Origin of the sequence: Ruegeria aquimaris, from assembly GCF_025751555.1 — a bacterium.
GTDB lineage: Bacteria > Pseudomonadota > Alphaproteobacteria > Rhodobacterales > Rhodobacteraceae > Ruegeria_B > Ruegeria_B aquimaris.
On record NZ_JAOWLB010000001.1, the window covers coordinates 230,455 to 249,673 of the forward strand.

Here is a 19,219-nt window from a genome sequence, read left to right on the forward strand (position 1 = left end):
CTGACCTGCATAGGTGATTTTTTCACCACCAAGCGCAGTTGTATTCCGTTCCCTGTGGAAATTGTCATGTGTTTCATATAGGTGATCGGGCGCATAAAGAAAGTTGCGGATATGGACTGGGACAAGCTTCGGATATTTCATGCGGTTGCCGACGCGGGCAGCCTGACCCATGCGGGAGACAAGCTGAATCTGTCTCAGTCGGCGGTCAGCAGACAGATCCGTGGCCTTGAGGAATCGCTGAACGCGACACTTTTTCACCGCCATGCGCGTGGCCTGATTCTGACCGAACAAGGCGAACTTCTGTTCGACGCCACAAAATCCATGGCCAAGCGCCTGGACGCCGCTGCCGCCCGTATCCGTGACAGCGAGGAGGAAGTGTTCGGCGAGTTGCGGGTAACAACCACCTTTGGCTTCGGCACCCTCTGGCTGGCGCCGCGCCTGACGGCGCTCTATCAGAAGTATCCCGATCTCAAGGTCGATCTCATGCTCGAAGAACGGGTGCTCGATCTGCCCATGCGCGAGGCCGACGTTGCCATCCGCATGAAAGAGCCCAGCCAGGCCGATCTGATCCGCAAGCGATTGATGACCGTCGAGATGAAGCTTTACGCCACCCGCGCCTATCTCGACTCGGCCGGCACCCCCCAGGATATCAGCGACATCAGCGACCACCGGCTGATTTGCCAGAACACCAATGCCGCGCAAGTCGGCGCCAGCGTGGTTCTGGCCCAGCACCTGCTGGCCTACAACCCCTCGTCGCTGTTGACGGTGAACAACTATTTCGGCGTACTTCAGGGGGTATTGCACAATCTGGGCATCGGTGTGCTGCCCGACTACGTGACCCAGGATTTCCCCGACCTCATTCACGTCCTGCCTGATATCAAATCGGCACAGGTGCCGGTTTACCTGGCCTATCCAGAGGAACTGCGCCATTCCCAGCGGGTCGCGGCCTTCCGTGACTTTGTACAGGAAGAAATCATCGCGCACCGCAAACAGCTGAAAGAACTTGGAATTCTATGACAGCCAGAAAGCTATGCAACAACTGCATAGCGGAAATGCTGCACCTGCGACATCAAAGTTCTTGAAGAAAGCGCCGGTGCCTCCTAAATCAGCTCTCGAAGGCGATGATGCTTAGACGCTCATCATCTTCATACCTCCCTGTTGGACTACGGCCGAGCTTAGTGCTCGGCCTTTTTTTTGCTTTCGCCCGGAACCGCTCTCTTTCCGGTGAAACTGTTTGAGTTCACGCCAACGCAAGGTAGAAAGAAGACATACAAAAAATACGAGGGCAATTCATGAAACCGCTTTTCAAGGTGTTGGCCCTGTTGGCCGCCCTGTTCTGCATATCCGTTCCGTTGGCGGCCCAGGTTCCGACCCCTTCGGGAAGCCCACAGGCGACGACTCCGACAGTTCCCGATGATCTGACACCCGACCAGGTCGACGATCTGGTCGCCCGTCTGTCAGACGACCAGGTCCGCGCCCTGCTGTTGGAGCGTTTGGACGCGGTGGCGCAAGCCGCGAAAGCACCTGCGGAACCGCGCAAAGGCCCCATCGCCCGGGCCGGTGACGCCGCCAAAGCGCTGGTCGCCTCATGGTTGGACGCCCTGAGCAAGGTTCCTGTGCTGGTAACAAAGCAGGCCGAAGCGCTCTCGAATTTCGCAACCGCGCTCGGCACCGCGGGCATGGCAACGCTGTTTGGCTATACACTGCTGGCGCTCGCCATTGGCTACGCTGCCGAGAAAGTCGCGGTTTACATCACACGCTCATGGATCAAGGCCGACCCCGCCAGCGCCTCGGACGACCTGCGTGGTGCGGTTGGCTATCTGTTCCGGCGGTTCTGCCGCGAGGTTCTGGGTCTGGTCGTGTTCTACTACACCCTCGTCTTTGTTGGACGCCGCCTGCTGGAGCCCGAGCAGATCGCCTATGCGGCGCCCTTCGTGCTCTACCTGATCTGGTTGCCGCGTCTGGGGGCGGCGATCTCGCGCTTTGTGCTTGCGCCGAACCGGCCCGACCTTCGGCTGGTCAATGCCGATGACCATTGGGCGCGCTATCTGCATCGCAACCAGATCGGCCTGTTCCTGCTGATCGGCTTCACCCTGTTCATCGTCACCTTCAATGATCTCAACGGTGTTGCGATGGGCGATATGAGGCTGGGGTTCTGGCTGAACAGTTCGATCCACATCTATATTGCGCTGATCGCCTGGACCGCGCGCAGCGGCCTGACCGAGATGATGCGGGGCAATGATCCCGACCGCACCGAATTCGACGAGAAGGTCGCGACCTACTACCCATATTTCGCCATCGCAGTCTCGGCCGCTGTCTGGCTGATCGTGGAATACTTCGTGGCGATCCGCGACATGGCGGTGCTGGCCAATATCGGCGCGGGCGCCCATTACGTGACCATGTTCTGGCTGCTGATGGCCCCGGCCATCGACACGCTGATCCGGGGGCTGGTGCGGCATCTGCAACCGCCGATGATCGGTACCGGCGCCATCGCTGAAAAGGCCTACCGCTCGACCAAACGCAGCTATATCCGCATTGGCCGCGTCCTCGCGGGTATCTTTGTCGTCTTGATGATCGCCAATGCCTGGGAGATCGACCTGCGGCAGGTGGCGGGTGCCGGATCCGATGTCGGGGGGGCCGTCATCCAGTTCCTGATCATCATTGCAGTCGGCTACATCCTGGACGAGGTCATCTCGCTCTGGATCAACCGCCGACTGGCAAAGGAACAGACAGCGATAGACCAAAGCCCCGACGAGGAAGCGGGAGAAGGCGGTGGCGCCGGAGGCTCGCGCCTGGTGACTGTTCTGCCGTTGCTTCGCGTCACGGCGCAGGTCGCCATCGCGGTGATCTTCGGCCTGCTGGCGCTGGGGGCGCTGGGGCTGGACATCACGCCGCTGCTGGCGGGCGCAGGGATCCTGGGTCTGGCCATCGGTTTCGGGGCCCAGAAGCTGGTCGCCGATATCGTGGGCGGTGTGTTCTTCCTGATCGACGACGCGTTCCGTGTGGGCGAATATGTTGATGTGGGCGGCACCACCGGCACGGTCGAGAAAATCTCGATCCGCTCGATGCAGCTGCGCCACCACCGCGGCCCGGTGCACACGATCCCCTATGGCGAGATCGCCAAGCTGACAAACTACAGCCGCGACTGGGTGATCATGAAACTGAAGTTCACCGTGCCGTTCGACACCGACCCCAACAAGGTCAAGAAGATCTTCAAGAAGATCGGCGCCGAGATGATGGCGGACCCGGTGCATGCCGAAGGCTTCCTGCAACCGTTCAAATCGCAGGGTGTGTTCGATTTCGACGACGTCGGCATGATCATCCGGGGCAAGTTCATGGCCAAGCCCGGCAAGCAGTTCACCCTGCGCAAGGAGATCTTCAACAAGGTCAAGGCCGAGTTCAAGGCCAATGGCATCGACTTTGCCCGCCGCGAGGTGCGCGTGGCCATTCCCGGTCTCGACGAGGCCGAACATTTGACGCCCGATCAGAAAACAGCGGTGGCCGCAGCAGCAGCGCAGGCCGCCAACGAGCAATCGCAACAAGGCGGTGGCGAATAGCCCTGTCTGCAAAAAGCCATCAGGCCCACTGATCCCCGTCGCGCCGGCGACGGGGTTTTTCTTTGCAACCGTTCAAAAACACGTTTCGCGCCGCCTATTCGCAAGAGTGCCAGTTGCTCCGACAATCTGCGCCCTCTTGCCTCTTTCCCCCGGCGCGGCCTTGCCCTAAAAGGCGCGCAACATCGGCCAGCTTGGGAACACCACAGATGCAAGAGCCCGCAATCACTCCGGACCTGATCGCCGCGCACGGGCTGAAGCCCGAGGAATACGACATGATCCTCGAGATCATCGGGCGCGAACCGAGCTTTACCGAGCTGGGCATCTTCTCGGCCATGTGGAACGAGCATTGTTCCTACAAATCCTCCAAGAAATGGCTGCGCACCCTGCCCACCTCGGGGCCGCAGGTGATCTGTGGCCCGGGTGAGAACGCGGGCGTTGTCGATATCGGCGACGGTCAGGCGGTGGTCTTCAAGATGGAGAGCCACAACCACCCGTCCTACATCGAACCTTATCAGGGCGCCGCCACCGGCGTGGGCGGCATCCTGCGCGACGTCTTTACCATGGGCGCACGGCCCATCGCCTCGATGAACGCGCTCAGCTTTGGTGAGCCGTCCCACCCCAAGACCCGGCGACTGGTCAATGGTGTGGTTGAAGGCATCGGCGGCTATGGCAACTGTTTCGGGGTTCCCTGCGTCGGTGGCGAAGTGCGGTTCCACCCTGCTTATAACGGCAACTGCCTCGTGAACGCCTTTGCCGCCGGTCTGGCCGACAGCGACAAGATCTTCTACTCCGCCGCCTCGGGAATCGGCATGCCGGTCGTATACCTCGGCGCCAAGACGGGGCGCGATGGCGTCGGCGGCGCCACCATGGCCAGCGCCGAGTTCGACGACACGATCGAGGAAAAGCGGCCCACCGTGCAGGTGGGCGACCCGTTCACCGAAAAGCGCCTGATGGAGGCCTGTCTGGAACTGATGCAGACCGGCGCCGTGATCTCGATCCAGGACATGGGGGCTGCTGGCCTGACCTGTTCGGCGGTCGAGATGGGTGACAAGGGCGGTCTGGGCATCCGGCTGAACCTCGACGCCGTGCCGCAGCGCGAAGAGAACATGAGCGCCTACGAGATGATGCTCTCAGAGTCCCAGGAGCGCATGCTCATGGTGCTGAAGCCCGAGAAAGAGGCCGAGGCCAAGGCGGTGTTCGACAAATGGGACCTCGACTTTGCCATTGTCGGCGAAACCATTACCGAAGACCGTTTCATCATCCTGCACAAGGGTGAGATCCGGGCCGACCTGCCGCTGTCGCCTCTCTCAGGGCGCGCACCGGAGTACGACCGGCCCTGGGTTCCCACACCTGCGGCCGCACCTCTGGCCGAGGTCCCGCAGATTGACCCGATCGACGGGCTGCGCGCCCTGATCGCCTCGCCCAACTATGGCGGCAAGCAGTGGGTCTATGAGCAATATGACACAATGGTCATGGCCGACAGTGCGCGTACGCCGGGCCTGGGTGCCGGCATCGTGCGCGTGCACGGCACCGACAAGGCTTTGGCCTTCACCAGTGATGTCACCCCCCGCTACGTGCGCGCCAACCCCGAGGAAGGCGGCAAGCAGGCGGTGGCCGAGGCCTATCGCAACCTGACCGCCGTGGGGGCACGGCCGCTGGCCTCGACCGACAATCTGAATTTCGGCAATCCCGAAAAGCCTGAGATCATGGGACAGTTCGTCGGCGCCATCAAAGGCATCGGCGCGGCCTGTGCGGCCCTCGACATGCCCATCGTGTCCGGCAACGTGTCGCTCTACAACGAGACCGACGGCAGCGCGATCCTGCCCACTCCGACCATCGGGGCCGTGGGCTTGCTCGCGTCGACCGACGAGATCATCGGCAAGGACGTTCGCGAGGGCCACGTCGCACTGGTCGTGGGCGAAACCACGGGTCACCTGGGCCAATCCGCGCTGCTGGCCGAGGTGTTCAACCGTGAGGACGGCGACGCCCCCCATGTCGATCTTGAATCCGAGCGCCGCAACGGCGAGTTCATCCGCGCCAACCGCGCCCTGATCAAGGCCTGCACTGACCTTGGCGACGGCGGTCTGGCCCTTGCCGCGTTCGAACTTGCCGAAGGCGCGGGCGTCGGCGTTCAGCTTGACGCTGCCAGCACCGAGTTCCTCTTCGGCGAGGATCAGGCGCGTTATCTGGTCGCCTGCAACTTCGATCAGGCCGAGGCGCTGATGACGGCCGCCACTGCAGCAGGCGTGCCGATCGCAGCCATCGGCCGGTTCGGTGGTGACAAGGTGCGCATCGGCACCTCCGAGGCGCCGCTGGCCGAATTCTCGGCTCTGTTCCGCAGCAGCTTCGCTGCCGCCGTCGCCTGATTCCGACAGATTGCAAAATCTACGGCGCACCACATTGGTGCGCCGCTCCCTTGCACGTAGGGACGCATCGCTCTACATCTGAGAGCAAGATATCCGGAGTTTATCATATGGCCATGGAAGCCCATGAAATCGAAGCGCTGATCCGCGCCAGCTTTCCGCAGGCAAAGATTACCATCACCGACCTTGCAGGTGACGGCAACCACTGGGCCGCCGAGGTCATCGATGCAAGCTTCAAGGGGCAGAGCCGTGTTCAGCAGCAGCGGGCGGTAAACGCCGCCGTCAGGCCCGAGATCGACAGCGGTAAACTGCATGCGCTTGCCTTGACGACCAAGGCACCCGAGTAGAACCGAAAGACTGAACCGATGCCTCGAGCGAACTGTGAGGCCGCATAAACCAGTTATCCACATGCCAGACGGTTGACCGTTGGCGAAACAGGAAACGAAACAATGACCGACGCAAAGTCCCGCATCGACGAAACCGTAAAAGCCAACGACGTGGTCCTTTACATGAAGGGGACCAAGGAGATGCCGCAATGTGGCTTCTCATCGCGCGTGGCCGGTGTTCTGAACTACATGGGCGTCGCATACAAGGACGTCAACGTTCTGGCTGACGACGAGATCCGGCAGGGCATCAAGGACTACTCCGACTGGCCGACCATCCCACAGCTCTATGTAAAGGGCGAGTTCGTCGGCGGTTGCGACATCATCACCGAAATGACCCTGTCCGGGGAACTCGATACCCTGTTCGAGGATAACGGCGTTTCCTACGACAAGGACGCCGCCGACAAGATCCGCGCGGCCAACGCCTGAGCGTTGCCGACGCAGCAAGCGCGAGCAAGGTCTTACAAAGACCTTGTTGACAGGATTTTGGAAAATCCTGAAAAAAGGGCGCCCCAAGTGGCGCCCTTTTTCAAGATGTTTCCAACATCTTGGCCCGATCCCGCGAGGTATTATCCTGCGGCTTTCTCCTCGACCTGATCCGCCAACGCCTCGGCGCGCGCGGCGAGCTCAGCTAGCGTATCGGTGACAGAGGGTGGAATAACCGCGATCTCGACCCGTTCTGGCTCTGGCGCCGGCGCATTGCGCAGACTGGCGATCTCGGCATCTCGTTCGGCAAGTTTGGCTTCGACAACCTTGATTTTATCTTCAACCGCAGCCGTCTTGTCGGCGAGCATCAGCCCGGCCATCAGCAGCATACGTGCCTCTGGCATTCGGCCGATCTGATCAGACAGAACCTGCGCCTCGTCGTCGAGCATCTTCGCTGCCGCTTGCAGGTAGCTTTCCTCGCCATCCTGACACGATACCTCGAATCCCCGGCCCCCGATGTGGATCGTCACCTCCGGCATCACTCATCCTCTCCTTCTGCCAGGTTGGCCGCGGACAACAGCGGCCCCAGTTTGCTCAGGACCGCATGTACCTCGGACGCGTCCGTCGCCCGTTGCGCCCGCAGCGCCTCCAACTCGGCCAGCATCGCGCTGTTGATCAGGTGCGGTTCTCCCACTCCAGCCTCATTGGCCGTTCTCAGTTCGGATACGACCTTTCGCAACTGATCGTTTGCCTTGCGCAGGCGTTGCAGATCTCCGTCGAGCCGCGACATCGCCTCTCCGTGACTGACCCGCTCTGCGCGCAGCATCTCCAACTCGGCCAGCAGATCGGACAGACGCTCGGAATTGCTCAACTCGGCCTTGAGTGCGGCATTCTCCTCACGCAACTGGTCCACCAGCTCCGGGTTGACAGTCTGAGACCTGAGCTGTTCCAGTTCAGCCTTGAGCGGCGCGATATCCTCGGCGCTTTCGACCTGGGCGCGAAGTGCCTCGATCTCCGCTTGCATTGCCGCGCGATCTTCCGCCTCTTGCTCGGATGCGGCCGCCTCCAGCTTTGACTGTGCCTCGGACAACGCGCGCCTAACCTCATCCAGTTCGCTGCGCAAACGGTCCAGTTCGCCCGCGTCTGCCGACCCGTCGTCTTGCGATGTCAGGGCTTCGATCTCGGCCGCATGCTTGGCCTTTATGGATCTCAGGCGCTCTTCAAGCTGGGCATTGGCAAGCCGCTCGTCCTCGAGCTGTGCAAGCAGATCGGCATCCGGCTCCGCATCTTCTGTCGCGGCAACAACCGGTTGCGGTTTGCCAAGACTTTCGACGCCAGCGCTGATCCGCTCCATCGCGGCCGAGATACGGCCCTGTAGTTCCTCAATCTGGCTCATGCCCCTCACCTTCGTGTGACGCGTTTTTTGTTCTCTGCCCGGCTACCGGTCCCGAATTGGTCCGAATCGGGTGCTGGGATGAATAGATGTAGTCTAACCAAATGACACCCTAAATACCCCTATCATTGCTTTCAATCACTTGGAGGCCACTTCTGATCCGACTCTTCGCCGCATCGGCCCGTTCTGCTTGAACTTTGAGGGGTGAGTGGTATTGAGCGCGCAATCCGCCCGAAACCCAAAGGACAAAGCCTCGTGGACCTGACTGCGCTGCGCACTGCGAACCCCGACCACTGGACCAAGGCCACCGCCATCCGCGCCCTGACGCTGGATGCCATCGCGGCGGCAAATTCCGGCCATTCCGGCATGCCGATGGGCATGGCCGATGTCGCCACCGTGCTGTTTGAAAAGCACCTGAAATTCGATGCCGCCAACCCCACATGGCCCGACCGCGACCGGTTCATCCTGTCGGCCGGCCATGGTTCGATGCTGCTCTATTCGCTGCTGTATCTCACCAGCAATCCCGAGATCACGCTGGAGGAGATCAAGAACTTCCGCCAGATGGGTGCAAAGACCGCCGGCCACCCCGAGAATTTCCTCGCCAAGGGGATCGAGACCACCACCGGCCCGCTGGGTCAGGGCATCTCGAACGCCGTGGGCTTTGCCATCGCCGAGGAAATCCAGCGCGCGCAATACGGCAAGAAGGTCGTCGACCATTACACCTATGTGATCGCCGGTGACGGCTGCCTGATGGAGGGCGTCAGCCAGGAGGCCATCGGCCTTGCCGGGCGTCTGGAGCTGAGCAAGCTCGTCGTCCTGTGGGACAACAACAACATCACCATCGACGGTACCGTCGATATCGCCGACCGCACCGACCAGGTCCGTCGCTTTGCCGCCTCGGGCTGGCATGTGATCGAGATCGACGGCCATGACCCGGCCGCCATCGACGCCGCCCTGACCCAGGCCAAGGGCTCGAAAAAGCCCACGATGATCGCCTGCAAGACCCATATCGCGCTGGGCCACGCGGCACAGGACACCTCCAAGGGCCATGGCGCGCTCACCGATCAGGGGCAGCTTCTGGCCGCGAAAGAGGCCTATGGCTGGGCACATGGACCCTTCGAGGTGCCTTCGGACGTGAAATCCGCCTGGGAGGCCATCGGCAGCCGTGGCGCCGCCGAGCGGGCCGCCTGGGAGACCCGCTTTGCCGAGCTGAGCGAGCGCAAGCAGGCCGAGTTCACCCGCGCCTATGCGTTCGAGGCGCCCAAGAAGCTGGCCGGTGCCATCCGCGCGCTGAAAAAGCAGGTCTCGGAAGAGCAACCCAAATGGGCCACCCGCAAAAGCTCGGAAGAAGTGCTGAAGGTCGTCAACCCGATCATGACCGAGACCGTCGGCGGCTCGGCCGACCTGACCGGCTCGAACAACACCAAGACCGCCGATCTGGGTATCTTCCTGCCGGAAAACCGCAAGGGCCGCTATATCCACTGGGGGATCCGCGAACATGGCATGGCGGCGGCGATGAACGGCATGGCGCTGCATGGAGGCATCCGCCCCTATGGCGGCACCTTCATGTGCTTCACCGACTATGCCCGCCCGGCGATGCGCCTGGCCGCGCTGATGAAGATCCCGTCGGTCTTTGTGATGACGCATGACTCAATCGGCCTGGGCGAGGACGGTCCGACCCACCAGCCGGTGGAGCATCTGGCGATCAGCCGGGCCACGCCCAACACCTATGTGTTCCGCCCCGCCGATACGGTGGAAACCGCCGAGGCCTGGGAATTGGCGCTGACCTTCCAGCAGAGCCCCTCGGTCCTGTCGCTGACGCGCCAGAACCTGCCCACCCTGCGCACCGAGCACAAGACCAAGAACCTGACCGCCCAGGGCGCCTATGTGCTGGCCGACGCCAGCGCGGGCAAACGTCAGGTGATCCTGATCGCCACCGGCTCCGAAGTCGAGATCGCCATGCAGGCCCGCGCGGCGCTGGAGGCCGATGGAATTGGCACCCGCGTGGTCTCGATGCCCTGCATGGAACTTTTTGCCGAGCAGGACGAAGCCTATCGCAAGCGCGTCCTGCCTGCCGGTCCCGTCCGAGTGGGCATCGAGGCCGCGATGCGCGCAGGCGGCTGGGATCGCTGGCTGCTGGGTGAGCGCGGGCGCGAGGCCAAGGCGGGCTTCATCGGCATGACCGGCTTCGGTGCCTCTGCTCCGGCCGAAGAACTCTACGAGAAGTTCGGCATCACTGCGGCGGCGACCGTGGCCAAGGCCAAGGAACTGCTGGGCTGAGTTCGACAGTCAATCTGATCTGGAAAGGGCGGCCATGTGCCGCCCTTTTCGTTGTTAATGTGTGTGCTTTTTGCCGATGACTGCCGACAGCACCGGCGCGATGACTTTTGTCGCCAAAGGGATCAACAGAATGCCGAGCGCCAGCCCAAAGACGCCATCCATGGCGGCCTTGGCGATCCATTCCACCGGCCCGGTCCACGCCGCAGGAACCAAATGACCCACGGCATAGGCCCAGTCGTGGATGTGATGACCCAGCCAGCCAAAGCCCAACTCTTCCATGCCATGAATGACGATCGACCCGCCAACCCACAGCATCGCCGCTGTGCCCACCACAGTCAGCAGATACATGAAACGCGGCATTCCCCGCACCAGCCCCCTGCCAAAGGCACGTGTTGCCCCCAGACGTCCGTTTTCTGCCAGAAACAGGCCAAAGTCGTCGGCCTTCACGATCAAAGCCACAGATCCGTAGACCGCAATTGTGATGCCGATCCCGGCCACGGCCAGTGTCGCCGCCTCCATCCAGAATCCGCTTTCGGGAATGGCGGCCAGAATGATGGTCATGATCTCGGCCGACAGGATGAAATCGGTCTTGATGGCACCGGCGGCCTTCTGCTCTTCCAGATGCAGCGGATCGCCCGGTTCGTCCTCCTTGAACACATGGCTGGTGTCATGCGGTACAAGCGCGTGATAGACTTTTTCCGCGCCCTCGAAACACAGATAGGCGCCACCCAGCATCAACAACGGCGCGATCAGCCAGGGTGCGAAATTCGCGAGGATCAGCGCTGCAGGCAGCAGAATAAGCAGCTTGTTGCGGATCGAGCCACGGGCAATCTTCCAGATGATCGGCAATTCGCGCGCGGGTGCGAATCCATGCACATATTTCGGGGTCACCGCCGCATCGTCGATCACGGCACCCGCCGCCTTGGCACCCGCCTTGGCCGCCTGCGCCGCCACATCGTCGACCGAGGCCGCCGCGACCTTGGCAATTCCCGCAACATCGTCGAGAAGGGCCAGCAATCCGCTCATGCCCGCATCCTTTCATCCTGCCCGCATCTTAGGTCACCCTAGCGTAACGCCCGCTGGCTGCAAGCGTTAGCGCAACCGGGTCAAGTTTGCGCTAACACACTCAAAATAAATCGGTTTTGCCCTTTCTGACACTGTCAGCGCCGTCTATATGGCGGGACAAATTCACGTCTGTCGGAGTTTCACAATGACGATCAAGGTTGGTATCAACGGATTTGGCCGCATCGGTCGGTGCACCCTGTCGCATATCGCAGCCTCGGGCCGCGACGATATCGAGGTGATCAAGGTCAACGCCACCGGTCCGCTGGAAACCGCCGCCCACCTGATCAAATATGACAGCGTGCATGGCCGTTTTCCGGGTGAGGTCAGCATCGGCGACGGCACCATGAACCTCGGTCGCGGCGACATGCAAATGTTCTCGACCTATGATCTGAACGAGCTTGACTGGTCGGGCTGCGACGTGGTGCTGGAATGCACCGGCAAATTCAACGATGGCGCCAAGGCCAAGGTGCATCTGGAGCGTGGCGCCAAGAAGGTGCTGCTATCCGCCCCCGGCAAGAACGTGGACAAAACCATCGTGTTCGGCGTCAACGACGACCAGCTGACCGCCGCCGACACCATGATCTCGAACGGCTCCTGCACCACCAACTGCCTGGCGCCACTGGCCAAGGTGCTGGACGAGGCCTTTGGCATCGAACACGGCATCATGACCACGATCCACGCCTATACCGGCGACCAGCCGACGCTGGACCGCCGCCACAAGGACCTCTATCGCGCCCGTGCCGCCGCGATGTCGATGATCCCCACCTCGACCGGGGCCGCCAAGGCACTGGGTGAGGTGCTGCCGAACCTCAAGGGCCGACTGGACGGATCTGCGATCCGGGTGCCGACACCCAATGTCTCGGCCGTTGACCTGACCTTCCGCGCCGGGCGCGACGTGACCGCAGACGAGGTGAACGCCGCCGTGCAGGCCGCCGCCACAGGCCCGATGAAAGGCGTGCTGGGCTACGAGCCCGCGCCGCTGGTGTCGACCGATTTCAATCACACCCCCGAAAGCTCGATCTTTGCCCCCGACCAGACCCGCGTGGTGGAAAACCGCATGGTGCGCGTGCTGGCCTGGTATGACAATGAATGGGGCTTTTCGGTCCGTATGGCCGACGTTGCCGTGGCCATGGGCAAGCTTGGCTGATTTGCGCCGACCCACTTGAGAAGATACGCCCGCTCAGGTTATCTGAGCGGGCGTTTTCGTCGGAGCCGACCTTACATGACCAACCAGATCGCCCTTTGGCTCGGCATCTTTCTCCTGGGCGGGATGATGTTGGATTTTGCGATGTTCGGAACCGAGCACATCCTCTTTCTCGGCAAGAAGCTATTCGATCTGCTTGAATGGATGGCATTCTGGCGGTGACACCTGCCACCTCGGCGTTACTTCACGGAAAGTCGCTCTTTCAACGCTTCGTTGACCAGCGGTGTCACGAACTTGGACACATCACCACCCAGACGCGCGATTTCCTTGACCAGCTTCGAGGCGATCGCCTGTCGGCGCGCATCAGCCATGAGGAACACCGTCTCGATCTTGTCGTCGAGCGCCCGGTTCATGCCAACCATCTGGAATTCATATTCAAAATCGGCAACAGCGCGCAGGCCCCGAACGATGATCTGAGCCCCAACATCCCGGGCGCAATCAATCAGCAGATTCTCGAAAGGATGGGCCACGATCTCGGTCTCTGTTTCGGCGCTGAGCTTGGCGCACTCGGCCTCGATCATCGCAACCCGCTCTTCCAGGTTGAAGAGAGGCCCCTTGTCCCGGTTGATGGCGACACCAATGACCAGCTTGTCCACCAGAGCAGAGGCGCGCCGGATGATGTCGATATGCCCCAGAGTAATCGGGTCGAAGGTTCCGGGATACAATGCAACTCTCATGGCGCCCTCCTGCGCAATATTATTGCTGCGCAAGCAAACATATCTTCGCCGCAGGTGCAAGACCGGCAGCCTGCGGCGAAAAAAAATGGCGGATCAGTGCCCCATGATCATGCTTTCAAGGGCATCCTTTTCCATCGCCAGTTCCGACAGCTGCGCCTTGACCACATCGCCCAGCGTGACGATACCGATCAGCTTGCCCTCCTCGACGACCGGCATGTGCCGGAACCGCCGCTCGGTCATCTGTGTCAAGACGTTCTGGACAGACGAATCGCGGGTGCAGGTCACCAAGTCGGCCGTCATGTATTCGCTTACGCTTTGTGTCAGGCAGCCACTTCCGCTGGCCGCAAGCTCGCGCACGATGTCGCGTTCCGACAGGATGCCCAGAGCTGTGACACCGTCATCGGACACAACTACCGTTCCGATCCGCTTTTCCGCCAGGATCGCCGCCGCTTCCGAGACCGTTGCCGATGCCGGAACGGTGACAACACCGTCGCTTGCCTTTGACTTCAGAATGGCCTGAACAAGCATTCGCAACTCCTCCGAAAATATCTTCTCACTTTCCAAAGCGTTGCGTTAAAGGCTGATCCTGTCAAGACGCACCATGACCTTCCAGCCGTGCCACCTCGTCGCGGATGCCGCGCGACAACGCCTCGGCAAACCGGTTCAGGCGCTCGCTGCGCTGATCTCCCTGATGCCGTACCAGATAAAACGAACGCGTCAGACTGATCCGGTCGGTCAGAATCTGGCGCAGATTGCCATGAAAAGGCAGCGTGAAGTCATGCGCGACGCAAACCCCCGACCCGTGAGAGGCATGTCGTAGCTGAACCGATACCGAGTTCGACGACAGCGCAACCCGTTCAACGCCGATATCATTCAGGTAATCCAGTTCCCGGTCAAAGATCATGTCGGGAATATAGCCGATCATCCGATGCCCCTTCAGGTCCTCGACCTTCTCGATGGGTGCGTGGCGCCGCAGATACTGGCGCGCCGCAACCAGGTGCAGCTTGTAATCGGTGATCTTCTGTACCAGCAGATGCCCGGCGGTCGGGGCACTCACGGTAATCGCCATGTCTGCCTCGCGCCGCGACAGGTTGATGATGCGCGGTAAGGCCAGGATCTGAATGTCCAGATCCGGGTTCTCGTCGCTGATCTGCGCGCAGACCTGCGGCAGCAGGTAGTTGGCGCTCCCGTCCGGTGCACCTATGCGAATCTGGCCGGTCAAACCTTCGGTTGTGCCCGCCAGTGCTTCGGATGCGCTGCGCATCGCAGCCTCGGCCTGTTCCCCATGCGCCAACAGCCGCTCTCCGGCCGCTGTCATCGTGTAGCCCTGTGGCGACTTGGCAAAAAGCGGCGCGTCATAGGCCGCCTCCAGCCGAGCGATGCGTCGGCCGACCGTAGCCGGATCGAGTTTCAGCAACCGCCCCGCCCCGGAAAGACTTTCCTCGCGCGCAACGGCCAGAAACACCTTCATATCATCCCAATGCGGTTCCATCCCCAACCCCACTACTGCATTCTTGCAAAACGACTTTGAAATCTTGCCTCTTTTCTCGGGATTTTCGCAAGCCTAAAGTGCCGCCAGCCAATCCGGAGGAGATCCCATGCAGGAACTGACCCACTACATCAACGGCGAACATGTCAAAGGCACCTCGGGCCGCTTTGCCGATGTCTTCAACCCCGCCACCGGCGAAGTGCAGGCCAAATGCCCGCTGGCCTCGACCGAGGAAATGGCCCGCGCAGTTGAAATCGCCGCCGCCGCCCAGCCGGCCTGGGCCGCCGTCAACCCGCAGCGCCGCGCGCGGGTGATGATGAAATTCGTCGACCTTCTGAACCGCGACATGGACAAGCTGGCCGAGGCGCTGAGCCGCGAGCACGGCAAGACCCTGCCCGACGCCGCAGGCGACGTGCAGCGCGGTTTGGAAGTGGTGGAATACTGCATCGGCGCGCCGCACATGCTGAAGGGCGAGTTCACCGACAGCGCCGGCCCCGGCATCGACATGTACTCGATGCGCCAGCCGCTGGGCGTCACCGCCGGCATCACGCCGTTCAACTTCCCCGCCATGATTCCGATGTGGATGTTCGCGCCCGCCATCGCCTGCGGCAACGCCTTCATCCTGAAGCCGTCCGAGCGTGATCCGTCGGTGCCGCTGATGCTGGCCGAACTGATGGAAGAGGCCGGGCTGCCCAAGGGCATCCTTCAGGTCGTCAACGGCGACAAGGAAGCGGTCGACGCAATCCTGTACAACCCGGTGATCCAGTCGGTGGGCTTTGTCGGCTCGACCCCGATCGCCGAATACATCTATGGCACCGGTTGTTCCCAGGGCAAGCGCGTGCAGTGTTTCGGCGGCGCCAAGAACCACATGATCATCATGCCAGACGCCGACATGGACCAGGCCGCCGACGCGCTGGTGGGTGCCGGTTACGGCGCCGCGGGCGAACGCTGCATGGCCATTTCGGTTGCCGTGCCGGTGGGGGACGAAACCGCCGACCGCCTGATCGAGAAGCTGGTGCCCCGCATCGAAAAGCTGAAGGTCGGCCCCTATACCGCCGGTAAGGATGTCGATTACGGCCCCGTTGTCACCGCCGCCGCCAAGGAGAACATCCTGCGCCTGGTGAACTCGGGCGTGGAACAGGGCGCCAAGCTGGTGGTCGATGGCCGCGATTTCAGCCTGCAAGGCTACGAGGACGGCTTCTTTGTCGGCCCGCATCTCTTTGACCATGTCACTCCCGACATGGACATCTACAAGAAAGAGATCTTTGGCCCGGTCCTCAGCACCGTGCGCGCCAAGACCTATGAAGAGGCGCTTGGCCTGGCCATGGACCACGAATATGGCAACGGGACCGCGATCTTTACCCGTGACGGCGACGCCGCGCGCGATTTCGCCAACCGGATCAATATCGGCATGGTCGGCGTCAACGTGCCGATCCCGGTGCCGCTGGCCTATCACACCTTCGGCGGTTGGAAGAAGTCGGCCTTCGGCGACCTGAACCAGCATGGCCCCGACGCGTTCAAGTTCTACACTCGGACCAAGACCGTCACCGCCCGCTGGCCCTCGGGCATCAAGGAAGGTGGCGAATTCTCCATTCCGGTGATGGAATAATCTCGGAAAACGCCCCGGCCCCGCCGGGGCGTTTTTCTTTCGGCAGTTCCTTGCCGAGTTCGTCAAACACTCACAAATTGTTCAAAGGACACCACTGGAAGGGTCAGGGGCAAAGCCCTATGTTGCACGAAAATTTGTTCAGAAAGAGCAGGAGACCTATGACCCAGCCTCGCCTGACCCGCCGTGCGACCCTTTTGGGCTTTGCAGCCAGCCTTGCCGCGCCCGCGATCGCCCGCGCGCAGTCCACCGATGCCTTTCCGACCAACGAAGAGGTCATCCGCGACCAGGTCGCCGTGCGGCGGAACATCTCGGCATTCAGCCAGCAGAACTGGCAGGACCATTTCGATGCCATCGGGGTCGGCTGTTTGCTGGCGGATATCTCCAGCCGGGCGGTGCATTACTGGGCGCCGGACGGCACTTACAAGCTCTACCCCTCCTCGGTCCCGATGACCGAGGAACTGACGCGCCGCGGATACACCGAGGTCGTGCGCAAGACGGAGAACCCAAGCTGGACTCCAACCGCCTCGATGCGTGAGCGCGACCCAACCCTACCCCAGCGCATCGAAGGCGGTGTGCCCGGTAACCCCTTGGGAACACGGGCAATGTATCTGGATTGGCCCGCTTATCTGGTGCATGGCACCCACGACACCCGCAAGATCGGTCGGCAAAGTTCGTCCGGGTGCATCGGGCTCTACAACCAGCATGTCGAAGAACTCTATCCGATGGTACAGATCGGAACCAAGGTTCGGCTGCTCTAGTTCAGCGGAAAAGTCAGGCCATAGGTCAGGGTGGCATCGACCGCGTTGCCGCCCCCTGGCAAAGCCTGAATGAACAGATTGCGATAGCGCATCTGCACGCCACCCAGCGGTACCATGTCGTCCACGGCGTGGTTAAACTGGTCTCCGTTGCCGGGATACCAGGCAAGGCCGGCGAACAGATCGAACCCCCAGTTCTCGGTCCGGTACAGCGGATATGCCCCCGACACGGCAATAGAGCCGTCACCATAGCTGTTGCGAAATGCCCCTACAGTCAGATCAACGCGCTGACCGATCGCCACCTCGGTCCAGGTCAGGAACAGCCCGGGATTGACCTCTTCGAACGAGCGGGTCGCGCCAACATGATGCGACCCCAGCAGGATCGAAACCTGGTCAGGACCGGCAACCGCAAAGTTGGATGAAACTGCGAAAGCCATTGAAAGCATGGCTGTTTTGGCACTCTTTTGCATAGATTTGAATTCTGTCCTTTTGCGGAAATGTGTCAGGCGCGATGCGCCGAAGCGGTTATTTGAGCGGTATGGTCAGACCAAAGTTCAACCTGGTCTCGGCATCCAGCGCCTCACTTGGCACGGCCCGCAGATAGGCGTTGCGATAGCGCGCCTCCAGCGCCGCCACCGGGGCCACGGCGCCAAGGGAATACCGCGATTTCTGCGCCAGATCGGCATCCCAGGCCAGCGCGCCGACGAAGGAAAACCGTATGCCTCGGGTGTCGACAAATGGAACCGCGGCGCTCAGGGCAAAGGGTCCTGCTTTGCTGCCGTTCGGCAAGGCGCCCGCGCTCAGATCGACACGGTTGCCCAAGGCCGTTTCCGCCCAGATCAGGGGATCGAACCGCTTTGTGGTGGAGGTTTGGCCGGATTTGACAGGCTGGGTTTCGTCCGCCAATGCGGCGCCGGAAAGCCCCAACCCGGCAGAAAGCGCAAAGATCAGAACCGTCACACGCATCATGCCGTCCCTCTCCAATCTTGTTGGATTGTACCCGAAATTGACCGTTTTGCTCAGGGCCTCAGCCCCGTTTGTTCCGTTTTGTACAGGGTCGCACCGAAATTGGACAAGATTGTGGCAAGCCCGGAAACAGTTCAGATCTTGCGGATCCAGAAGGATTGCGCCCGCCCCTGCCCCAGGAACGGCAGCGCCGCCACAGCATCAGGTCGCGCGCGTTGCAGGTAGTAACCGGGCCAGAGGATGTCATACCCGCCCGATTGGATCAGCGCATGCAGGACATACTGTTCCGCCCAGGAGGGGCAGTCATAAAAGAACCGCTTGGGGTATTCATAGGGCAGGAACACGTCATGCACATGGATCACCACGCCCGGTGCCAGCGCCGGGATGATCCGGCAGAAGAGATGCGCGACATCGTTGCTCATCCGCACCTGGTGGCTTGAATCGATGAACAGGATGTCGCCTGCACCCAGTGCGGCGAACAGGGCCGGATCGACCTCTTCCAGACGTTTCTGCTCGAACTGGTCGACCACATGCGCGATGTCGGCGCGCGGCCAGGGGTCTATGGCGGTAATCGTGGTGGCCAGCCCGCCGTCCAGAATGGCCTGACGGGTGATCCGGGTCGAGTTGCCGCAGCCAACCTCGATCACCTGGCGCGGCTGATAGCGGCGGACCATCAGATAGAGCGCCTCGGCATCCGGCGTGTCATAATAGCCGTTATTGTTGCGATAGCCGGTCTGGTTCCGCTCTGGGTCGTGCAGCGCGGCAAGGGCATCGGCATGGGTCTGGTATTCTCCGGCCAGTTGGCCGATATCGAACCCGTCCATCCCCGGGCTGAGCGCATAGGCGATATCGTCAAGGCCGCCGCACGCTTCGAAGTCGCGCAGCCGCTGTTGCTCGGCAAGCCCTTCGCGGGCATCGACAAGCGCCATCCCCCACCGGGACAGCAACGCGTTGGCCTTTGGAAACTTCCGCTTTTTCACCGCTTTCACCTGTTGTCCGTCCTCTGGTTCAGCCCGTTGCATAACCGGCCCGCGCCCGCGATCCAATGGCAT

19 protein-coding genes are annotated in these 19,219 nt (G+C 61.5%); 10 read left to right on the plus strand and 9 right to left on the minus strand.

What is annotated here, in order from left to right:
• The first annotated feature begins 111 nt into the window (after positions 1–111).
• From OE747_RS01140 to grxD, 5 genes are all read left to right on the plus strand, one after another.
• Positions 112–1,017 (plus strand): LysR family transcriptional regulator, encoded by a 906-nt coding sequence (locus tag OE747_RS01140; RefSeq protein ID WP_263826773.1) that lies wholly within the window; start codon positions 112–114, stop codon positions 1,015–1,017.
• 275 nt (positions 1,018–1,292) lie between these two features.
• Positions 1,293–3,557: a mechanosensitive ion channel family protein gene (locus tag OE747_RS01145; RefSeq protein ID WP_263826774.1), complete on the plus strand. Its 2,265-nt coding sequence runs from the start codon at positions 1,293–1,295 to the stop codon at positions 3,555–3,557.
• A gap of 206 nt (positions 3,558–3,763) precedes the next feature.
• Complete coding sequence (purL, locus tag OE747_RS01150; protein WP_263826775.1) at positions 3,764–5,923, plus strand: phosphoribosylformylglycinamidine synthase subunit PurL; 2,160 nt, start codon at positions 3,764–3,766, stop codon at positions 5,921–5,923.
• A gap of 107 nt (positions 5,924–6,030) precedes the next feature.
• Entirely contained in the window at positions 6,031–6,267 is a 237-nt protein-coding gene (locus OE747_RS01155) for a BolA/IbaG family iron-sulfur metabolism protein (RefSeq protein ID WP_263826776.1), read from the plus strand.
• Between the two features lie 102 nt (positions 6,268–6,369).
• Positions 6,370–6,732 (plus strand): Grx4 family monothiol glutaredoxin, encoded by a 363-nt coding sequence (grxD, locus tag OE747_RS01160; protein WP_263826777.1) that lies wholly within the window; start codon positions 6,370–6,372, stop codon positions 6,730–6,732.
• Positions 6,733–6,872: 140 nt separating this feature from the next.
• Here grxD and OE747_RS01165 read toward each other — a convergent pair whose 3' ends face one another.
• A complete protein-coding gene (locus OE747_RS01165; RefSeq protein ID WP_263826778.1) occupies positions 6,873–7,268 on the minus strand; it encodes a cell division protein ZapA in 396 nt (131 codons plus the stop codon).
• Positions 7,268–8,125 carry a coiled-coil domain-containing protein gene (locus tag OE747_RS01170; protein WP_263826779.1) on the minus strand — a complete coding sequence of 286 codons (858 nt, stop codon included), beginning with the start codon at positions 8,123–8,125 and terminating at the stop codon, positions 7,268–7,270. The genes OE747_RS01165 and OE747_RS01170 overlap by 1 nt, the downstream gene beginning before the upstream one ends.
• A 252-nt stretch (positions 8,126–8,377) precedes the next feature.
• Here OE747_RS01170 and tkt point away from each other — a divergent pair, with 252 nt between their 5' ends.
• On the plus strand, positions 8,378–10,402 hold the full coding sequence (gene tkt / locus OE747_RS01175) for a transketolase (protein ID WP_263826780.1): 2,025 nt from the start codon (positions 8,378–8,380) through the stop codon (positions 10,400–10,402).
• Positions 10,403–10,456: 54 nt separating this feature from the next.
• Here tkt and OE747_RS01180 read toward each other — a convergent pair whose 3' ends face one another.
• Positions 10,457–11,428, minus strand: a complete 972-nt coding sequence (locus OE747_RS01180; protein WP_263826781.1) for a DUF808 domain-containing protein — start codon at positions 11,426–11,428, stop codon at positions 10,457–10,459.
• Between the two features lie 184 nt (positions 11,429–11,612).
• Here OE747_RS01180 and gap point away from each other — a divergent pair, with 184 nt between their 5' ends.
• Positions 11,613–12,614, plus strand: a complete 1,002-nt coding sequence (gene gap, locus OE747_RS01185) for a type I glyceraldehyde-3-phosphate dehydrogenase (protein WP_263826782.1) — start codon at positions 11,613–11,615, stop codon at positions 12,612–12,614.
• Positions 12,615–12,689: 75 nt separating this feature from the next.
• Positions 12,690–12,833 carry a hypothetical protein gene (locus tag OE747_RS01190; protein WP_263389679.1) on the plus strand — a complete coding sequence of 48 codons (144 nt, stop codon included), beginning with the start codon at positions 12,690–12,692 and terminating at the stop codon, positions 12,831–12,833.
• A gap of 17 nt (positions 12,834–12,850) precedes the next feature.
• On the opposite strand, the gene coaD is transcribed toward OE747_RS01190, so the two are convergent.
• The 3 genes from coaD to OE747_RS01205 form a co-directional block, all read right to left on the minus strand.
• Positions 12,851–13,348, minus strand: a complete 498-nt coding sequence (gene coaD / locus OE747_RS01195) for a pantetheine-phosphate adenylyltransferase (RefSeq protein WP_263826783.1) — start codon at positions 13,346–13,348, stop codon at positions 12,851–12,853.
• A gap of 93 nt (positions 13,349–13,441) precedes the next feature.
• Positions 13,442–13,876, minus strand: a complete 435-nt coding sequence (locus OE747_RS01200; RefSeq protein WP_263826784.1) for a CBS domain-containing protein — start codon at positions 13,874–13,876, stop codon at positions 13,442–13,444.
• Between the two features lie 61 nt (positions 13,877–13,937).
• Complete coding sequence (locus OE747_RS01205) at positions 13,938–14,840, minus strand: LysR family transcriptional regulator (RefSeq protein ID WP_263826785.1); 903 nt, start codon at positions 14,838–14,840, stop codon at positions 13,938–13,940.
• Between the two features lie 106 nt (positions 14,841–14,946).
• On the opposite strand from OE747_RS01205, the gene OE747_RS01210 reads away from it, so the two are divergent.
• Positions 14,947–16,446, plus strand: a complete 1,500-nt coding sequence (locus tag OE747_RS01210) for a CoA-acylating methylmalonate-semialdehyde dehydrogenase (protein ID WP_263826786.1) — start codon at positions 14,947–14,949, stop codon at positions 16,444–16,446.
• Between the two features lie 158 nt (positions 16,447–16,604).
• Positions 16,605–17,204 carry a L,D-transpeptidase gene (locus tag OE747_RS01215; protein ID WP_263826787.1) on the plus strand — a complete coding sequence of 200 codons (600 nt, stop codon included), beginning with the start codon at positions 16,605–16,607 and terminating at the stop codon, positions 17,202–17,204.
• On the opposite strand, the gene OE747_RS01220 is transcribed toward OE747_RS01215, so the two are convergent.
• The 3 genes from OE747_RS01220 to OE747_RS01230 all read right to left on the minus strand — a co-directional run bounded on the left by OE747_RS01220 (position 17,201) and on the right by OE747_RS01230 (position 19,147).
• The gene (locus OE747_RS01220) at positions 17,201–17,638 is read right to left on the minus strand and encodes a hypothetical protein (protein WP_263826788.1); all 438 of its coding nucleotides are present in this window, start codon (positions 17,636–17,638) and stop codon (positions 17,201–17,203) included. The two genes, OE747_RS01215 and OE747_RS01220, sit on opposite strands and share 4 nt — an antisense overlap.
• Positions 17,639–17,726: 88 nt before the next feature.
• The gene (locus OE747_RS01225) at positions 17,727–18,170 is read right to left on the minus strand and encodes a hypothetical protein (RefSeq protein ID WP_263826789.1); all 444 of its coding nucleotides are present in this window, start codon (positions 18,168–18,170) and stop codon (positions 17,727–17,729) included.
• 131 nt (positions 18,171–18,301) lie between these two features.
• Positions 18,302–19,147, minus strand: a complete 846-nt coding sequence (locus OE747_RS01230) for a class I SAM-dependent methyltransferase (protein ID WP_263826790.1) — start codon at positions 19,145–19,147, stop codon at positions 18,302–18,304.
• Between the last annotated feature and the right edge of the window lie 72 nt (positions 19,148–19,219).

Coding starts and splice junctions, on each gene's coding strand:
- OE747_RS01140 (WP_263826773.1), top strand. CDS start 112: ATGGACTGGGACAAGCTTCGGATATTTCATGCGGTTGCCGACGCGGGC.
- OE747_RS01145 (WP_263826774.1), top strand. CDS start 1,293: ATGAAACCGCTTTTCAAGGTGTTGGCCCTGTTGGCCGCCCTGTTCTGC.
- purL (WP_263826775.1), top strand. CDS start 3,764: ATGCAAGAGCCCGCAATCACTCCGGACCTGATCGCCGCGCACGGGCTG.
- OE747_RS01155 (WP_263826776.1), top strand. CDS start 6,031: ATGGCCATGGAAGCCCATGAAATCGAAGCGCTGATCCGCGCCAGCTTT.
- grxD (WP_263826777.1), top strand. CDS start 6,370: ATGACCGACGCAAAGTCCCGCATCGACGAAACCGTAAAAGCCAACGAC.
- OE747_RS01165 (WP_263826778.1), bottom strand. CDS start 7,268: ATGCCGGAGGTGACGATCCACATCGGGGGCCGGGGATTCGAGGTATCG.
- OE747_RS01170 (WP_263826779.1), bottom strand. CDS start 8,125: ATGAGCCAGATTGAGGAACTACAGGGCCGTATCTCGGCCGCGATGGAG.
- OE747_RS01180 (WP_263826781.1), bottom strand. CDS start 11,428: ATGAGCGGATTGCTGGCCCTTCTCGACGATGTTGCGGGAATTGCCAAG.
- gap (WP_263826782.1), top strand. CDS start 11,613: ATGACGATCAAGGTTGGTATCAACGGATTTGGCCGCATCGGTCGGTGC.
- OE747_RS01190 (WP_263389679.1), top strand. CDS start 12,690: ATGACCAACCAGATCGCCCTTTGGCTCGGCATCTTTCTCCTGGGCGGG.
- coaD (WP_263826783.1), bottom strand. CDS start 13,348: ATGAGAGTTGCATTGTATCCCGGAACCTTCGACCCGATTACTCTGGGG.
- OE747_RS01200 (WP_263826784.1), bottom strand. CDS start 13,876: ATGCTTGTTCAGGCCATTCTGAAGTCAAAGGCAAGCGACGGTGTTGTC.
- OE747_RS01205 (WP_263826785.1), bottom strand. CDS start 14,840: ATGGAACCGCATTGGGATGATATGAAGGTGTTTCTGGCCGTTGCGCGC.
- OE747_RS01210 (WP_263826786.1), top strand. CDS start 14,947: ATGCAGGAACTGACCCACTACATCAACGGCGAACATGTCAAAGGCACC.
- OE747_RS01215 (WP_263826787.1), top strand. CDS start 16,605: ATGACCCAGCCTCGCCTGACCCGCCGTGCGACCCTTTTGGGCTTTGCA.
- OE747_RS01220 (WP_263826788.1), bottom strand. CDS start 17,638: ATGGCTTTCGCAGTTTCATCCAACTTTGCGGTTGCCGGTCCTGACCAG.
- OE747_RS01225 (WP_263826789.1), bottom strand. CDS start 18,170: ATGATGCGTGTGACGGTTCTGATCTTTGCGCTTTCTGCCGGGTTGGGG.